Annotated in this window: 7 protein-coding genes; all 7 read right to left on the reverse strand. The window is 50.2% G+C overall.

The genetic code is table 11. From position 1 onward, the window contains the following. Positions 1–5: 5 nt before the first annotated feature. The 7 genes from ACLHR0_RS10825 to ACLHR0_RS10855 all read right to left on the reverse strand — a co-directional run bounded on the left by ACLHR0_RS10825 (position 6) and on the right by ACLHR0_RS10855 (position 16293). Positions 6–1370 carry an OmpA family protein gene (locus ACLHR0_RS10825; protein WP_436486468.1) on the reverse strand — a complete coding sequence of 455 codons (1365 nt, stop codon included), beginning with the start codon at positions 1368–1370 and terminating at the stop codon, positions 6–8. A gap of 25 nt (positions 1371–1395) precedes the next feature. Next, entirely contained in the window at positions 1396–3072 is a 1677-nt protein-coding gene (locus ACLHR0_RS10830) for an eCIS core domain-containing protein (protein WP_436486470.1), read from the reverse strand. Between the two features lie 83 nt (positions 3073–3155). Continuing rightward, a complete protein-coding gene (locus ACLHR0_RS10835; RefSeq protein WP_436486472.1) occupies positions 3156–4592 on the reverse strand; it encodes a contractile injection system tape measure protein in 1437 nt (478 codons plus the stop codon). Positions 4593–4598: 6 nt separating this feature from the next. Further along, on the reverse strand, positions 4599–11033 hold the full coding sequence (locus ACLHR0_RS10840; RefSeq protein WP_436486473.1) for a hypothetical protein: 6435 nt from the start codon (positions 11031–11033) through the stop codon (positions 4599–4601). Positions 11034–11043: 10 nt separating this feature from the next. Then, positions 11044–15516: a hypothetical protein gene (locus tag ACLHR0_RS10845; protein WP_436486475.1), complete on the reverse strand. Its 4473-nt coding sequence runs from the start codon at positions 15514–15516 to the stop codon at positions 11044–11046. A 42-nt stretch (positions 15517–15558) separates the two neighbouring features. Next, complete coding sequence (locus ACLHR0_RS10850; protein WP_429048337.1) at positions 15559–15987, reverse strand: GPW/gp25 family protein; 429 nt, start codon at positions 15985–15987, stop codon at positions 15559–15561. A gap of 15 nt (positions 15988–16002) precedes the next feature. Next, entirely contained in the window at positions 16003–16293 is a 291-nt protein-coding gene (locus tag ACLHR0_RS10855) for a PAAR domain-containing protein (protein ID WP_370910748.1), read from the reverse strand. Positions 16294–16299: the final 6 nt, after the last annotated feature.

The following is a 16299-nucleotide window of genomic DNA, read 5'->3' on the forward strand; positions in this document are numbered from 1 at the left end:
AACTTTTATTCAATCGTTTCATTGGGTTTGCATACGTTTTCCCTGGCGGAAAACTGTTCTGATCTTCTTACATATCTGCAGGTAGGACCGGCATAAATAGCTTCCAGGTTCATTCCCGGCGCCATGCCCGGCTGCCAGTCACTTACCACAGAAATAGGCGCCATCCCGCTTACAGACTTCTGTTTAATATTCACGTCTTCCGATCCGGCCACACTCCAGAAGGCGTGGTTTAATGGAATGAAAGCCCCCATCTCCCTAACACCAAGTATTACGGTAAAATCCATCAGCCAGAAATAATTGGTGAGATGAAAAGGACCCGTTTTTGAGTCGGGGTAATGCAGTGGGAACGCTGCGCCCGGCCGGTCCCTGATGGCTACTTTTCCCTGAGTGGTGCCGGGGCCGGAGTTAAACATACTGAGGCCATCAATGGCAAAATGACTGGTAGCATTTTCCAGATCCTTACAGGGCAACAGGTTACAGTTGCCATAATCCAGCAACAATGTGCGGCCTGCATTATCGCTGTACTGCGCCATGAGCGTATCTCTTGTGAGCACCTGCGAAAAGCCGACGCCGGTACCTCCCAGCGAAGTAAGTGTGATATCTGCCGATGCCTTCATGGAAAAATGGTTCCGGGCAAAAAAGTTATCCTTTTCGTTAAAGGTGGGCTTAGGTGTAGGCACTCCCTGCTGACCAATGAACAGGTTTTGTACCTGCACATCTACCCAGGGTGGTAATTTATTGACTACGGGGGTGGAGCGGAACAGAAAGAGTTCTACTCTCCTGTTGCGGGCCTGGTTTTCCGGCGATGTTTCCGGCGCCATACTCCTTGGAGTGGATGTATTATCTATCACGATCCGGCTGTCGGGAATTTTTTTAGCGATGAGAAAGTCCCGGATGATGCCAGCCCGTTCTGCCGCCAGGGCTTTGTTACTGTCTACATTGCCGGAGGTGCTGGCAGCTCCCTGCAGTTTTACTTTCAGTGCGCCGTCTTTTTTCAATATCTCTACCCAGCGATCGGCTACTTCGTTTAGCCGTTCACGGTGGGCGGCGCGCATAGCTGCTTCTCCCACACAATAATTCCAGAAAATAAGCTCATTACTTTCTGATTTGCCGGCGGATGTGTCTTCTACGCCAAATACCTGTCCCGGGTTATCATTGGCCCATTTGGATTCAGGTGTGCTGCTGGCTTTACACGCATCCGCCACGGCTGCAGCGGGCGCAGTGTCTTTGGCTTTTGCATCCGCCGGTTGTAATTGCAGTGTATTATCTCCAGGTTTACTAAAAAAAGATTCCCCGTTTTCAGCTTTGCTGAAAAAAGGTTTATCATTTTCTGCCTGTTTGTTTTTAACGTTTTTCGGAGATTTTTTCATGCAATTACTATTTAAGTCGTCTTCATCAGGGTGTTGTACACGGGTATCCGTAAGGTGCGGGATTCAGCGAAGTGCGTTGTCTTACGGGTTCCCATACGTAATCAAATGAAGGTGTTGTAAATGGTACGTTACAGGTGGCGGGGCAATTTGGTTTGTTGCCACCGGACGCCACGCCTGATGGCCCGCCGTTATAAGTAGCGCTTGCCCAGGCGATAGGATCCATCGGATTTTCATGATCGTATAGCTTATAGGCGGTGATCAGCGCCACCATAGAAGCATAAGAGAAGGCGCCGCTCAGCAGGCCGAATGGCGGCGGTAAAAATCCGATAGGAGAAATAAAGCCGTTGCACAACCGCATCATGATGCCGTAGGTACCGTAATTTACGGTACCGGATTTCCAGCAGCTGCTGCCTGTTTGCACGGTGTTGGAACATACGTCGTCTGCTTCATGCAGCGGATCACGGCTCCAGCAGGGATCCCCGGCTGATCCCGGCACACCGCATGGCGGATGATAAGGTCCTTGCTGTGTCCAACCGGCAGTATTCAGGAATAAGCCGAACGTATCAAATGCGTCTTTATTAAGTTGCGGTCCGCCGCTGCCCATAATCACAGGCTGTACCAGATAACGGCAGGCATTCAATTTATCCGTGAATCCCCAGCTGTTGAAATTACTTTGTACCTGCGCCCATACCCGTGCTATTTCTGAAGTAACATTGGGACCGCACTTTCTTTCAGGAACAACGGGAGGCGTTGGACCTGGCGGTGGCGGCGGTGGTACGGGCACTACCGAACTGATAACGGCTACCCTGTTGGCCACCGGATCGGTACGGGAGAAGTGATTGGTTTCACCATGTGCAAAAATGGAAATAAACCCGGCGCCAATACCGGGGCTGCCATCAGTTGGAGTAATCATCTCGTCCCTTACTGCCTGGGCACGGTGGCACGACAGCCCCCAGTTGAACGCATCAGTGCCATCCACACTGGCAAAGCCATCTATCCGTACGGTAGCACTGGCCCCGAGGCGATGCCAGTTGGCCGCAAATCCGCTGATCAGCCGCTGGTTAGCAGGCGATAAACCGGAAGAAGATACCGTGAACGGATAGCTGTCTTCCACCCTTGGTGCACTGGTATCTACGGGACAGGCCAATCCTGCAGGCACCTGCGACAGGTCCCCGTGTTCTTTCACGGGAGCTACCTGCCGTGCTATGCCTGTTGTTCCCTGTCCTTGTTGTAAAGTATGTGTAAGCTCATGCGCCAGCAGGTGCTTACCGGTGCTGCTGCCCGGAGCATATTTTCCTTCGTTAAAATAAATATCATTGCCGGTGGTAAATGCCTGTGCATTCAATTGGCGGTTAAGTCCCGCTGCGTTGCTGCCAGTATGGATTTTTACGCTGCTGAAATCAGCCCCGAAAGCGCCGTTCATTTCCTGCAGGGTATCTCCTTTCAATCCTTCTCCCTGTCCTTTGGTACTGTTGATATTACTTTCTACTGTTGTTGGGGAGATGGCGGCCGGAGAAGTTTCCTTCCGCTGCACGTTGTTCTTCTTTTCTTCTTCTTCGCAGTGAGCACATTTACGCTGAATAACCGGCTGGAAAAACGGTTGCGCCGCGGGCTTTCCCCAGAAAGGGGTTACTGCCGGCTGTTTAAGGCCGGAGGCGGGGGCTCGTTGTATATTTGCGGGTGATAATGTTTTTGTACTCATGCGGATGTTGTCTTTCCCAGGATTACGCTGATTATATTGATTAGCTTGATTTTATCTTTTGGATTTTTATTGATTTAAGAAGCTTATCGCCATTGTACGTGTAGTGGTATTTTCATCCATTTTAGTTTTATGATGCTGATGTTCCAGGGCAGGCGATCCAAAAGGATGTCGATGGTGTCTGATTCCATTTGTAACTGATGCTTATCTGTGCCGGTGATCAATCTTCCGGGGCGTTGCAGGAACCCTTCCCGTAGCCCGTCTGCAGAAATACTTTTTAATGCCTTCCAGTGGCTGATGACATTTTCCATCAGTCCGTCGGCTTCTTCCATGGCTTCTGTTGTTGGGGCCAGCTTGGTATCCAGTGGCCTTTTCAGCGGCCAGCCACATAATAATTTTGGCAACACCACTTCAAATTCATCGGCTTCGGTTTGCCCGGTTGCCATGTAGTGTAACAGCATAGTGGCCTGCTGCTTGCAGGCGGCGTTGAGGAACTGTTTACCATCCGTCCATTCCAACTGACGGAACAATGGCTGCAACCAGTGATGCAACAGGATGATCCCCGCATTTACCACGTAAAAAGTTTTGGCGCCGATAGTAGTCGCTGATATTTCTTCTTCAGGCATATCAGTTTCCGGTTTGGATAATGGTTCGTTGGTTAATGGTACAGCGACCGGTTCTTTTGGCAGCGCTGCCGCTTGTTGTATGTTGACGGAGGTAGCCGCGGCTAATACTTTATCCCAGCCATTATTGCGGCATACCGTTATCAGTTCCTGTAGCTGCGTAACAAATACCGGCTGTTGGATTAACAGCTGATTCATTTGTGCAGATTCACTTACCGTTGGGTCCTGTGCCGCCAGTAATAACAATGAATGCCAGCATGCCTGTTCGAAGGCACGGCGGTTCATTCCATCGCTGTGCGCGAGTTGTAACAGGCGGTAGGCATCATAAAGCTGGTGCATTACGGGCGGCCAGCTCGTTTGTTTTCTGGCGGTGATGATGGCCAGCAGCTGCGTAATAAATTCCGGTGAATGCTGCATCAGGATGCGCGGGAGATAATCCCGGTTGTTCAACAATTGCTGGCGCAGCGAGGTAATTGCCTGGTGACTGGTAGCCAGCACCTGTAATACCTGCTGGTACCATATCTCATCGGGCCGTGACGCATTCCAGGGAAGCGTGCCATGTTCCATGTAGTAGCACCACTGATCAAAAGCGTGTTCCGGCAAGGATTTACGCGGTGTTTCTTTTACATGGAGCGTGGCTAGTGCAGCGGTCATTTTCTCCAGCAGCAGGGCCACGTAATGATCATTATTAAGATCGGCCGCCTTGATTTTTCCGAGGTCAATTTCAAGGCGATCTATATAAATAACCGTGTCGCCGCTGCTATAGCTATCGAACAGCTTTTCCAGTGCAGGAATGATCTTGTTCCAATACAGCGCTGTTACCTGGTGTTGCCAGGTAAAAACAGTGTCTTTGTTATGCACTGTCAGCAGGAATGTTTGTTTACGGATCTTATGCAACATGATTATTTATTTCATCCATCGCAGGCATTGTGCTACGAGGTCTTCATTTTCATCAGAGACCAGGTCTTCCGGTTTCCAGTCTTTTGCCAGCGCCGCCAGGTTGATTCCTTTGTCTTTCATTTTGCGCAGTGTTTGCTGCAGCTGTTTCTTTTCGTGGGCGGCAATGCTTACCGGCACACGCAGCAGCAGCTGATCCAGGCAAAGCCAGGTGGCGTTGCGCAGCAGCAATGCCTGTTCACTTGCAGCGGCTTTTTTCCCGGCAGGCATATTTTTTAGTAAGAAGTCGGCCAGCGTACTGTACTTATGCATATTCAGCGGGCCTGCTTCCATAAATTTGCCGGTGCGGTCGTATGCTTCCGTGTCTACAATATTATCGGCATCCACCGGCAGGATCTGTTGTTTGTATTTTGAAATACGCTGACGGCCTTTCCGGTCGCGTAGCAGCACATCTTCCGGGGAATTGCTTCTGTGCGTGGCAGCAGCCGGCGACGCAGGGTCTTCCACCAGTTGAGGCGACGTTGGCGCTGCTAACTGCGGCGATGTTGTTGCCGGCGCGCTACCCCGTTTGTTTGCCAGGATGCGTCCGGGTGGCGGCGTGGTTTCATTGGAAAGACAATCAATCTCCTGCATGTCGCAGTTTTTACGGAACAGGCGATTGATCCAGACGCCGAAGTCAGATTCAGGTAGCTTATTTTGCCTGTTATCATCAAAGCAGGATGGGGTGATCTGCTGGCAATCGGGATCTGTTTCAGTATCAGGCACCGCATCCATGATGCCGGTTTGCCCGAAGAGGTAACAGATAAGGCAGCATTGGATATGCGCGTCATCACCACAAACAGGTTTGCAGGCAAGGTGCTGCAACCAGCGGCGGTAAAGGGTTTCAAACTCGCAGAAGCTGCGTGGCCGCAGCCATAATATATTCAGCAGCACATGCGCGGGCGCTTCTTTCCGGAGCAGGTTTTCCATCATCGCACGGGTGCTGGTATTGCGGAAACGCACGGGCCATCCGGGCAACACAATGGTGGCTACAAAAGAATAGGGATCTGTAAAAGGAACTACGGTCGTTTTAAATACCGCATCTTCCGGATCCACATCATAGCCTACCACTTCTTCTTCCCAGGGCAGCCTGCAAAGCGGTTCAGGCTTCACCGGCAATAAACACTGGCAATCATCTTCTACGCGTGGCCGGAGCAGGATGTGTTCCACCACATGCATGCCTTCGTCATTAATGGCCGCAGCCGTGCGGTCAATGGCATCCTCCATCGCAGGCAGTGTGGCATAACACTGCGGGTTGGCGGCGAGCACATAACTGCTGTCTACCAGTTCAATACCGAACGGGCCGCAACCTTCTCCCAGAGAGGGTTTGTAATTACCGGGGATCGACAATGCGGCACAGAACCGGTAAAATCCACGGATAGCCGCATTCAGGCACTCATATAGTTCTGCGCTTTCCCAGATGATGGCGCCGGGTTTACGCACCGGTGGCGGCGCATCACAGGCGCATCCGTTGTTTTCATCCGGCAGGGGCTCTTCGGGGATGAAATCATCGTGGTACAAACGGAAAGAATAAGTAAAGCCGAAGGCCGTTTTTACACGACGTACCGGGTAATAAAGCGCGCTTTGCTGCATTTTTGCTTTCCATTCTTTCAGGTCATCCGCCGACAGCACAGCGTCGCCTGATGGTTTGAAATAGCCGCTCACGGCGCTGCCGTTCAACAGCTCAAACCGGTTGGCAGTGGTGTTCAGGGAATAGTTGCCGTCTTTCCACAATAACGATAATACTTCAAACAGCCAATCGTCCTGTGCCCTTTCAGCATTGACAGCCGACGTATATTGCTGCCCGGATATTAAGATCACTTCTCCGCCTGCCATCAACTGTAGTTGGAAATAGTTACCGGCGTAATAAGGTTTTACTTCCAACGATACCTGGCAGTTTTTACCGAGTTTCAACCCGATCATTTGTAATTGCTCCAGGTATTTTGCCCTGATTTCTTCTGTGTTGTATTCATAGGGATGTACTGCCAGCCGGTAGCCTTTCTTCACGGCGTTAAAACTATAGCAGCCATCATCTTTTACATATCCATAATACGCGCTGTTGCCATGGCGGGTAGCATCGAGCAATAGTTCCAGCCCGGTGTACACGTAATCTCCATTGGCGTTTTTCGTAGCGCTGCCCCAGGCATCTTCCAAAGAATTATACTGTTGTACACTTTCCAGCAGCACTTCATTCATGACCACCTGGTAGCGGCAACTGGTTTCATTGAGCCGTACGCCGCTGTTACCGGCGTACCGGGCCAATGCCAGGAATAATTTCAGCGCTTCGCTGGCGGCGGCCATATCTGCAAAGCCATTGCAGAGTTTCCAGATCTTTTCCCTTTTGGTAATATCGTACAGGCTTACCCGTAGTTGCTGCACATTGCTCAGCCAATGATAAGGGAAGCTTCGCATGATATGCGGTACAACGTCCAGCAGCGGCCCTTTTCCGCCGAATTGTGCAATCGTATCTGTGGGCACAATAGCCAATGGAATTGTATCCGTTACCGGGTCTCCTTCCAGGATAATGCTGGTACCCCAGGCTGCGGGGTTGCCTGCCAGATGTACCAGTTGCAGGTATTGCTGCCGGAAGGCGGTTAATGCTTCCGCAGCAGATTTGTAAGCCTTGTAACTGCGAAAGTATTCCGTTTCTGTTTTTGGATAGATGGGTGAATGATAGTTCTTTTCAATGCCGCGGATCACATAATAGTAGTTAACTGCCTGTGTTTGCGGATTTTTCACGCAGGTAACCACTTCTTCTCCCCCCATACATATTTCCAGGTAATCGATTCCCTGCTGGTTGCGGCTGCGCGAGGCGGCCAGGCGGTCGGTTGCCGGGGCTTTGGCAGCAAAGGTTTTAGGGAACCTGGCAAAGCAACCGGTTTTATTGATTACGCGGTATACAAAGGCGCCTTCCGCGCTGGCTGTTGTACTATGAATATAGGAATCGATATCGGCCGGGGCGGCGCCGGTTCTCAGCTGCGCGAGTGACAAAGCATGCTGCAGTTTACCGGCTGCTGTTGCCGTGGGCAGGATGATCTTCTTATTCAGGCCGGCATGCAGTAAAACGGGTTTGGCGCCCTTTTCTGCTTTCAGTTCCAGCTGGTCCAGCGATGCAGTGAAAGTATCCATCTCTGTTTTTGCCAGCTCTTCTGTGGCATATTCTTCTTCGCTGTTGAACAGGTACGGCTTTCCTTCCATGCCCTGCAACTGCACTTTGTATTTCCATGCAGCGGGCTGCCTGGAATAAGATACCTGGTATAACTGCGCCTGTATAAGCTGTTGTATATGCAATACGGTATTATCTGCCTGCAGCTCTTCATCAAATAAGGCCGGGTGCATGGCTTTTACGTTGCTGCGTTCTACCAACACTACTTCATACCTGCCATCGGTGGTTTGCCGCACCAGGTAACCTGCGGGAGTGGCCGCCAGTTGCAGGAGCAGGTGAAATTCTTCGGTTGCCTGCTGTTCATTTTTCACCGCCGATGCCGAAGTAAACATAATAAACGCATCTTCTTCGATGCTGATCTGCACTTGTAATTTTCCGCCTTTCTGCTGGATATTATCTGCCTGGAAGGCAGCAAGATTGATAAAGGTAGTGTGGGTGGCATTTACGGGTAACAACTGCAATGCCGGCAAATCTTCTGTTGGTGGAATGCTCCAGTCGTCTTCCTGTACTGCTGCCAGTAAATCGTCGGTAGCTGCAATGGCCTTCTGCTGATCGGGGAATGCCTGGTTTGAATGTAGCAGCGGTTTCCCGTCGGGGCTGGTCACTTCAATAAAATGATCATACCGGCTGATTTCCACGGTACCATTCAGTGGCTGTTGCGTAAAATGTTCCTGTAACTGTAACAGGCGTGCCTCCCGCTCTTCCGGCGTTGTGGCCGGAGATGCCAGGTATGCGTTGCCTGCCAGCAAAGGCACCTGCAAGCCAAATTTTCCCTGCACGGGATCATCTGTCCGGATAAGAAGTTCCGGGTGTTTTAATTGTTGCGCAAGATGCACCAATGCAGCAGATGCATCTTCCTTTGTAACGTAGTTACTTGTTCTGAACAACACCTGGCTATCTGCATCTTTTATTTCTGCATAAAAAAAAGTTTCATAAGGTCCTACAATAAAGGGGCACAGGTAATGACGGTCACTTTTTTCTATGCCAGCTAATGCACTTACCCGTTGTTCGTAGCCGGAAGTATTGGCCGTATTCCATTTATTAACGCGGTAGTCGTAAGCCTTACCGCGGTTCCTGCTTAATTTATCATAGGAAGAAAGAAATTTTGCTTTGGCGCGCAAACCCTTCTCTGCAGCCTTCTGCCGGTCGCTGATGCCATATAACACCAATGCATAATCGGTAAAAGTTTCTGCGAAGCGGCTGAGCAGGTGATTGAGCATGGTTTCGCGGCGCTGCTGATACAGGGCTTTGTCTTCCACAATCTTTTGCAGGTAGCCCTGGTAGTCGGCGAGGCTGAATACCACGTCGAAGGCGTACTGCTCTTTGTTAGCCGCATTTTTAAATCCGAACGACCGGAGATTTTCCGGGTATGCTGCCAGGAAGATGGCGGATTGCGCAGCTTCCTTTGCTTTTTGCCGGGAGGGATAATAGCGGCAGCCGAGCAATACATATTCCCTTCCGGGAGTGGCTATCACAAAGCACCAGCACCCATCGCCATAAAGATAAGTGGTAATGTTAGTGGTATTATCCTGGTGGCTCATATCCAGCAGCAGCTGTTCCACCGCGGTATTCCGTGCAGAAAGATAATCGAAGCTGTAGTATTTGTTACGCCAGCGCTGGATCACATCTTTCTTAACGGTAACGCCTGTATGCAGTTCATTGAGCAGTTCTTTTCCAACCGGCAGCATGAGCGTATCATGCTGTTTCCAGCCCAGGTCAGCATAAAAGCCGCCCTGCTGAAAACGCAGGAGTTTGTCGAGGTCCGGAACGTCGGTAACAGCGCCGCTGAAATACGTTTGTGCCGGCGCATCCGGCGACATAGAGAACAGGTCGCGCAGGTGTTGCAGTTGCGCCAGGTAATTAGATAACAGCTGATCAAAGAACAGCAGGAAGCCTTTCAGCTGCCATGCCTGCACTTTGCGCTGCGGCGACGCATCGTTACCCAACTCCCCGTTGCCAATGCCGTATACCCGTGGAAAATCACGTTGCAGGGAATAGTAGTTGCCCAGGTCTTCCCGGTAAAAACCAGAAGGCACCGCATGATCAAGATATGCGGATGACTGGTCGTACCACACTTTGGTGCCGTTGAGCAGGGAAGCGTTTAAATATTGCTGCAGGTTGGTGCCATCAAAAGTAAAGGTGGCGCTGCCGCGTTTAAACACAAAGCGGCTGTATACCAGCGACAGCAGCGGCAGGTGGCCATCCAGCAAAGGCAGTATCCAGGCGGTGCCGTTTGTGCTGGCAACGGGCGTATGGTCGCCTGTAACATAGCCGGCTATACTAAGACCGGAAATGGTGGATACTCCCGGCACTTCGAACATTACGTGATATACATCTGATACGCGGATTTCGCGGAGGGGTTTGATCGCTTCCAGTTCGGCGGTGTCAATGAAACCATGGCTCCCGGCTGAATAGGCCCTTCCCGCAAAAATTTCTTCCATCGTTACCTTCTTTTCTTCCAGCATCTGTTGCAGGGTATAAAAAGTAACGCGGGGAGAAAAAAGGTGATAAAGCTGAAGTACCAGTTCGTTGAGCACAGTGGTTACATCTGCATTTTCCTCGAGCTGGATTTCTGTGCATACGCCAATTTCTTCATGGCACAGAATGGTGATCTTATAAAAGTCTTCACACAAATTGCGGTGCGCCATTAATGCCTTGCGAATGCGTTCTTTCAGGTCGGCCAGCGCTTTTGCTCTTTCCTGGCTGTCGTCCGGCAGCGTTTCCGGTTCAATGAAAATATTATAAAGCCCATTCAGTTCCAGCAGGGAAATATCTTCATTGGTAGCCGCCAGCTGCGGGTTGCGGCTGCGGCACTCCAGGCCTTCATCGCCAAACCAGTGTACTTCCGGCGGAATGTTGGCAGCAATTTCCAGCCATGCGTTCCTTACGCCATCGATATCGGTAAGCAGTTTGCGGTAGTCGGTAATGGTGAGCGGGTTAACCGTGAGAATCTTTGCCGGTGTAAAGAAATTATCTTCTTTCCCGGTTCCCGCAGGGTTCATGGTGAGCAGGTCTTCCAACGGCAAACTGGTACGGTAGCCCATATCCAGCAGGGAGTAGCACAACACTTCCAGGATGGTGATGCCAGGATCGTGCGCGTTGTGGTCGGTCCATATTTTGCCGGAGAGTTTTCCCAGGTAGTCGATGCCTTCACTCCGCAACTTTTCGAAATCCAGTTCCGGTGGAAAAGCAGGATCATTTTTAATGATCACGTTCTTGGTATTTGTGTCCTCAGCCATAACGATGTAGTTAATTAATGATAGGGTCCTGCGGCGTTGACGGCGGTTCCTGCCGTGTATTATTACATGGCGGGATCAGGGGTTCCGGAATATTACAGTCTGTTTCCCGTTCAGGGATGCGTGTTACCACATCGGGGCAAACCACTGCGTTCTTTTGTGTACTCACGGTAATGTTACCGCTTACCAGGATGGAACGCGGCGTATGCGGTTCCATATGCTGCGATGGCGCTGTTTCCAGCTCATGCTGCATGGTAAGGCACTCTACATAGTCCACATAATCCAGTTGCTCCACAAACCGTACAACGTCTGCCTGGTGCACGATTTGTCCGAACGACAGTTTATCCAGTTTTCCTATCGCCCAGGGGGCGAAAAATTCCTGCAGGTCTGTTTTCAGTTTTTCGGTATAATATTTTTCATCTTTCCCTTTATATAATTGAATGGAGATGTCGACCATCACTCTTTCATATCTTGGATTGGTGACTTTCAGCCGTACAAAAGGAGATGAACGTTGTTTGAGGAAGGTGTGAATCTTTTCCAGCAGGCTTAACGGCGCTTTGGGTTCCATGAGATTGCCTGCTGCCAGCTGGCGCAGATCCGGAATTACCGCCACTACCACATAACCGCCGGCGGCTACCAGGTCTTGCTGGTACACTTTGGCGCCGAGGCCCAGCGTATGGTTTACGCATTTCACTTTATACAGCTGCGGAAACTCTTCGAGTACCAGTCTTTCATAATCAAACGACTGGATAGCGCGTCCTTTGTGCCGCAGCTGTTCGCTCACGCGTACATAGAAATGCCCTGCGGCTTCCGGTAACCGTCCGTTGAAAGCGTCATACAGCTGGGTCACGGTTTTGATATGTGCATCTGCTTCCGCCAGTTTGGTAATGCTGCCGGCTTTTAATACATCTCCCAGGCGCATCGGATCATTTTCCGGCAGCACGGTGAATGTGGCCAGTGCGGCCTGTGTATGCACGCCAATGGTTTCACACACAGCGGCCACGTTTTCGGGGATGGCGGCTTTCAGCCAGTAGGTACCGGCGGGCATAACGGTATTGACTATATTAATATCGCCGGGCACGGCTATTTTAATGATGCCGGAGCGGGTTAATCCGTCGGTATCGTCATTGAGCACTTCAAATCCTTTGCGAAGCGGCTTCCAGACATTGCTGCACAGGTAAAACCATTCCACTTCCGCTTTCTTTGACTCCGAGTCGGCCGTAGCTTCTGCCAGCTGGAACAGGAGGTTCAGATTGCCGTATGGCTGCAAACGGTCAAGCCCTACAAACAAAGTGCCTTCGTCGCAGAATACCGGTAACAGCGAGGGTTCCAGGTCCAGCACTTCTTCCTTAAAAGTATTTTCAAAAGGATACAGGTGCAGCAGCTGCACATCTTCCTTTATAGCAGTAGCGCTATAGTCGATAGAGATCTGGCTGATCACCGGCGTCCAGGGTTCATTGGGGATGATGGCCGACAGGGTGTTGGTGTCTACCACGGATACCTGGATATCCTCCAATTTTTCCTTGATATCTTTTGCCAGCTCGGTGAGTCCTTCAAATCCCTGGAAAAAACCGCCGCGTGTGGGGAAGTCCGGTGGATTGGGGCCTCTTGAAATGTAGCGGATCGTTAATGCTTCCGCCGGGGTGGGCGTCCATGCCCAGGGCGGCGACATGCTGTCGGATGGAATCCTGCCATCGAGGCCACTGGGCCCCTGGATATATTTGTTAAGATTTAAGGCATCTGCATAAGTATCCTGTACCAGTTGTTTTAATTCTTTTAAATTGAACACTACCGGGGACCCTACTGAATTGTAGTAAGCGGCGGTATCAATCCTGTTCTTAGGATCTTTCGGATCGTCCAGCAGGCGGTTAAACGCCGTCATTTGACGGGCGAGTACGAACGCATAATCCTTATGCATGAAGTCCTGGCGGGCGAGGGTTATTTTGGCGAAGTAATTACGGGTATCGGCATTGTACCGGGCTACCTTTTCGCTGGTAAGACTGAACTGATCCTTGAACCCTAAAGCTGTTGGCTGATCGAATGCAATGGAATAATCGTATATCTTCTGCGGATCGCAGGGAACATCCACATTTTTAGTGAACAGTTCTTCTGCCGAAGCATTCTCCTTAAACCATTTTCCATCCTGCAAAACATACTTATTAATCTTGAAGTCGGTTTCCGCTAACCCGCCCTGGACGTAGCCTGCATAGTATCCTTCAAAGCTGGCCGGTTTGTCTTTCCAGTTCATATTCACATATACCTTATCCCATTTTTTCCCGAAGATCTCTGTGGAGCCGATATAAAAACTGGGGCCTTTGGCGGTGTTGGAAAATTCCTTTTTACCTTTCAGTATTTCGAAGTCAATCAGCGCAGGCCGGGTGCCAAAGGGATAAACAGGCGAGTTAACATCCTGCACGGTTTCATCATTCTGCACGATTACATTTTTAACCCCGCAAACATCTACTTTAATAGATACATTCCGGATGCGGAAGTCGCGCAGAAAATGATACAATGCAATAGCCGTCACCGTATTCTTTGGCTGGCGTTCCAGTTGGCACTGGCCGCAATCGCCGCCTACTTTCTCGATCAGTATATCATCCAGGCTTAGCTTCACCTGCTGATCCACCTCCACGCGCAATACCGGCAACGTGGTATTGTAGTTGCCATTGAGCACTTTCTTATCATAAAAAGTAACCGCAGGCACTTCCGGCGGAAGCCCTATCTGAAGTGTTAATTTATAGCCGCTGCCGGAAGGAACAATTGTAATATCTGCAAGCTTTGGCGGTGCAATCCATTCTTCTGCACCGCTGAAAAACAACTGCAATACGCTGCGAGGTTTGAACAGTTCTTTTACTGCCGCCGGTAATGTGTTGATGTTTGCCAAAGGCGCATCAGGGGTTACGCCGTTGTCTGTTAACACCGCATGTGTGCCATCTGAGGCATATCTTACATCCGTAAGCGCATCCCGCAGTATGTTGATGGTAGCGGCATCCACACCCATTTCTTCTGCTTTCGCAATGAGGTCGTCCGACAGGTAGATGTATTTATTTTTCAGGATTATTTTCAATGCATCGAAGTAATCGGTATCCTGCAGCAAAACATTATCGTCGCAGTTTTCAGAAAGCACGCACTCAATATCTACCGTGATATTCCGGGTACCTTCCTGCAGCAATAATACCGGCGAAGCCAGCATAAATCCGAGACGGGCGTAAGGATGCTGCACCGGTTGTACTTTGCCCGGCGCAATAAATTTACTGTAGCGGGAACCGGCGGTAAACCAGTTCTTTGGCATATTTTCCTGGAAGGGTTTGTCTACCCCATCCGCCATATTGGCTTTGGTGGCGATATACAATCCTTCGATGAAATTTCTTTTGTAACAAAGCTGGTTGCCATCTGCCAGCGTTCTTTTGAAGGCAGTTACCGGGTTTACATACAGGGTAAGTAAACTGGAGATTGCAGCATTATCTACCACTATTTCATCTTCAAGCCGGAAGATAACATCTGTTTTCAGGCTGTCCTTTCCATCGCGCAGCGCGGTTCCTTTAGAAAGCAGGTATTGTTGAAAGGGTTGCTGTACTTCAAACACCACGTGCGCCTTATCCGGCGTGAGGGGTTTTGGTACTAATTTTAATACCTGTTGAAAGAAGAAATCGAGATGTTTTTGCGTGAATCCGTTCAGCTGTTGCTGTACGTGTGAGAAGAGGTACAGGAATGCAAAGAGCAGACCCAGGTGCGGCGTATGATTCTTTTTATAGGCTTCATTCAGTGGTTGCAGGCTTTCTGAGATACTGTCCGGCGCCAGTGTGGCAACAGCGGCAATAGCATCCAGGAATGGCTGAAAGATGGACTGGTAGGCCTGCAACAGCAGTAGTGCTTTTTCGCGGGAGGTGGCTGCGTAATGAAAACTTTCGTTCCATTCCAGGTAAGCGAACAGCGGATCGATGCCCCATATTTCTTCATTTGTAATTTGTGAAAGATCGAGGGGACGAACACAAAACCACTTCACGGCGCCGTTGGTGAACTGGATAAACCGTGACAGCGGTGTACGGAGCTTTTGCTGAATAATGGCTTCTATACTACGTTCCATTAGCAGCCCGGTACCCTGAAAAGCTACCTGCCACTGTGCAATGGGAACGATTACATCATCATATAAAAAATTGATCAGGAGTTGAAGCGTATCTTTTGCGGGTCGTTCATGTACCTGTTTTACATATCCTTCAAAATTATCTTTCAGCTGGCTGGTATTTGTTTTAGTCAGCTGCGCCAGCAGGAAAGGGAGGCTGTTCCGGAAGAAAGGCTGCCAGTCGTTGATCAGGTACGCGTCTTTATATTGATAGTAATTGATCTGCGGCGCCATTTGTACGAAATAATGGAGCAGGTCCGCGAGCTTTCTCCCGTCTATTGGTGCGGAGGCAGCATCCAGGGCCGGTAGTAGCCGGTTGCGCTGACTGATGCCTGGTTCATATTGAAAAGGATGTACGATCATGATTTAACTGATTAATTGATGACCCTGCAGCGGAGGCGCCTGTCAGGGTTTTTGCGCTGCTTCCAGCAAATAGAAATCATACACATAATTGTACCTTGAATTAGTACTTGCAATCGTATAGTCGATAGAGATAGTAAACCTTCCTTCTATCAGGTCGGGGCTATCCATGGGCACCACGCCTATTTCTTCTACTTTGATGCGGGGTTCATAGAAGAGAATGGCATTTTCCACGAGGTCTCGCAGGAAGCCGATCATAGTAGCATTGAGCGGTTCAAAAATATAGTCCTGCAGGTCGCATCCGTAGCGGGGTTGCATCACTCTTTCTCCCAAACTGGTAGACAGCAATATGTCGAGGCTTTCTTTGATATCGGCTTCGTTGCTTACCAGTTCCACTGCTCCGCTCTGCAGATCAAATGTTGGCGGGAATTTCCAGCCGGTGCCGAGGAATGAACGGGGATCATTTTGTAACATGTTTCTGAATATTTTTTAACCGCCAATAATCACTGTGGGAGCTCCCATTACAATTACGCCGCCATGTGCTGTGAGGTCGCCCATTCTTGCGGCGGGCCGCCCTCCTATCATCACCGTGGCAGATCCTTTCACGATCGCATCCGGCGGGCCCACGCAGGTGCAGATATCGCCGGTAACGGCTGCCGGGATACCGGCAATCATCACCGTGGCTACGCCTGGTCCTACCACCGGACCGCCCACATGAGGTACCGGTCCCGAAAACAGGGGGCAGGTGTGAAAGTCGCTGATGCGTGCTGCAGGAGGCATGAGATT

Origin of the sequence: Chitinophaga sp. ARDCPP14 (assembly GCF_051362515.1) — a bacterium.
In the GTDB taxonomy this organism is placed as follows: domain Bacteria; phylum Bacteroidota; class Bacteroidia; order Chitinophagales; family Chitinophagaceae; genus Chitinophaga.

What these genes read in the sequence shown, in the direction of transcription:
- ACLHR0_RS10825 (WP_436486468.1), bottom strand. Translation starts at nt 1,370, where the DNA reads ATGAAAAAATCTCCGAAAAACGTTAAAAACAAACAGGCAGAAAATGAT.
- ACLHR0_RS10830 (WP_436486470.1), bottom strand. Translation starts at nt 3,072, where the DNA reads ATGAGTACAAAAACATTATCACCCGCAAATATACAACGAGCCCCCGCC.
- ACLHR0_RS10835 (WP_436486472.1), bottom strand. Translation starts at nt 4,592, where the DNA reads ATGTTGCATAAGATCCGTAAACAAACATTCCTGCTGACAGTGCATAAC.
- ACLHR0_RS10840 (WP_436486473.1), bottom strand. Translation starts at nt 11,033, where the DNA reads ATGGCTGAGGACACAAATACCAAGAACGTGATCATTAAAAATGATCCT.
- ACLHR0_RS10845 (WP_436486475.1), bottom strand. Translation starts at nt 15,516, where the DNA reads ATGATCGTACATCCTTTTCAATATGAACCAGGCATCAGTCAGCGCAAC.
- ACLHR0_RS10850 (WP_429048337.1), bottom strand. Translation starts at nt 15,987, where the DNA reads ATGTTACAAAATGATCCCCGTTCATTCCTCGGCACCGGCTGGAAATTC.
- ACLHR0_RS10855 (WP_370910748.1), bottom strand. Translation starts at nt 16,293, where the DNA reads ATGCCTCCTGCAGCACGCATCAGCGACTTTCACACCTGCCCCCTGTTT.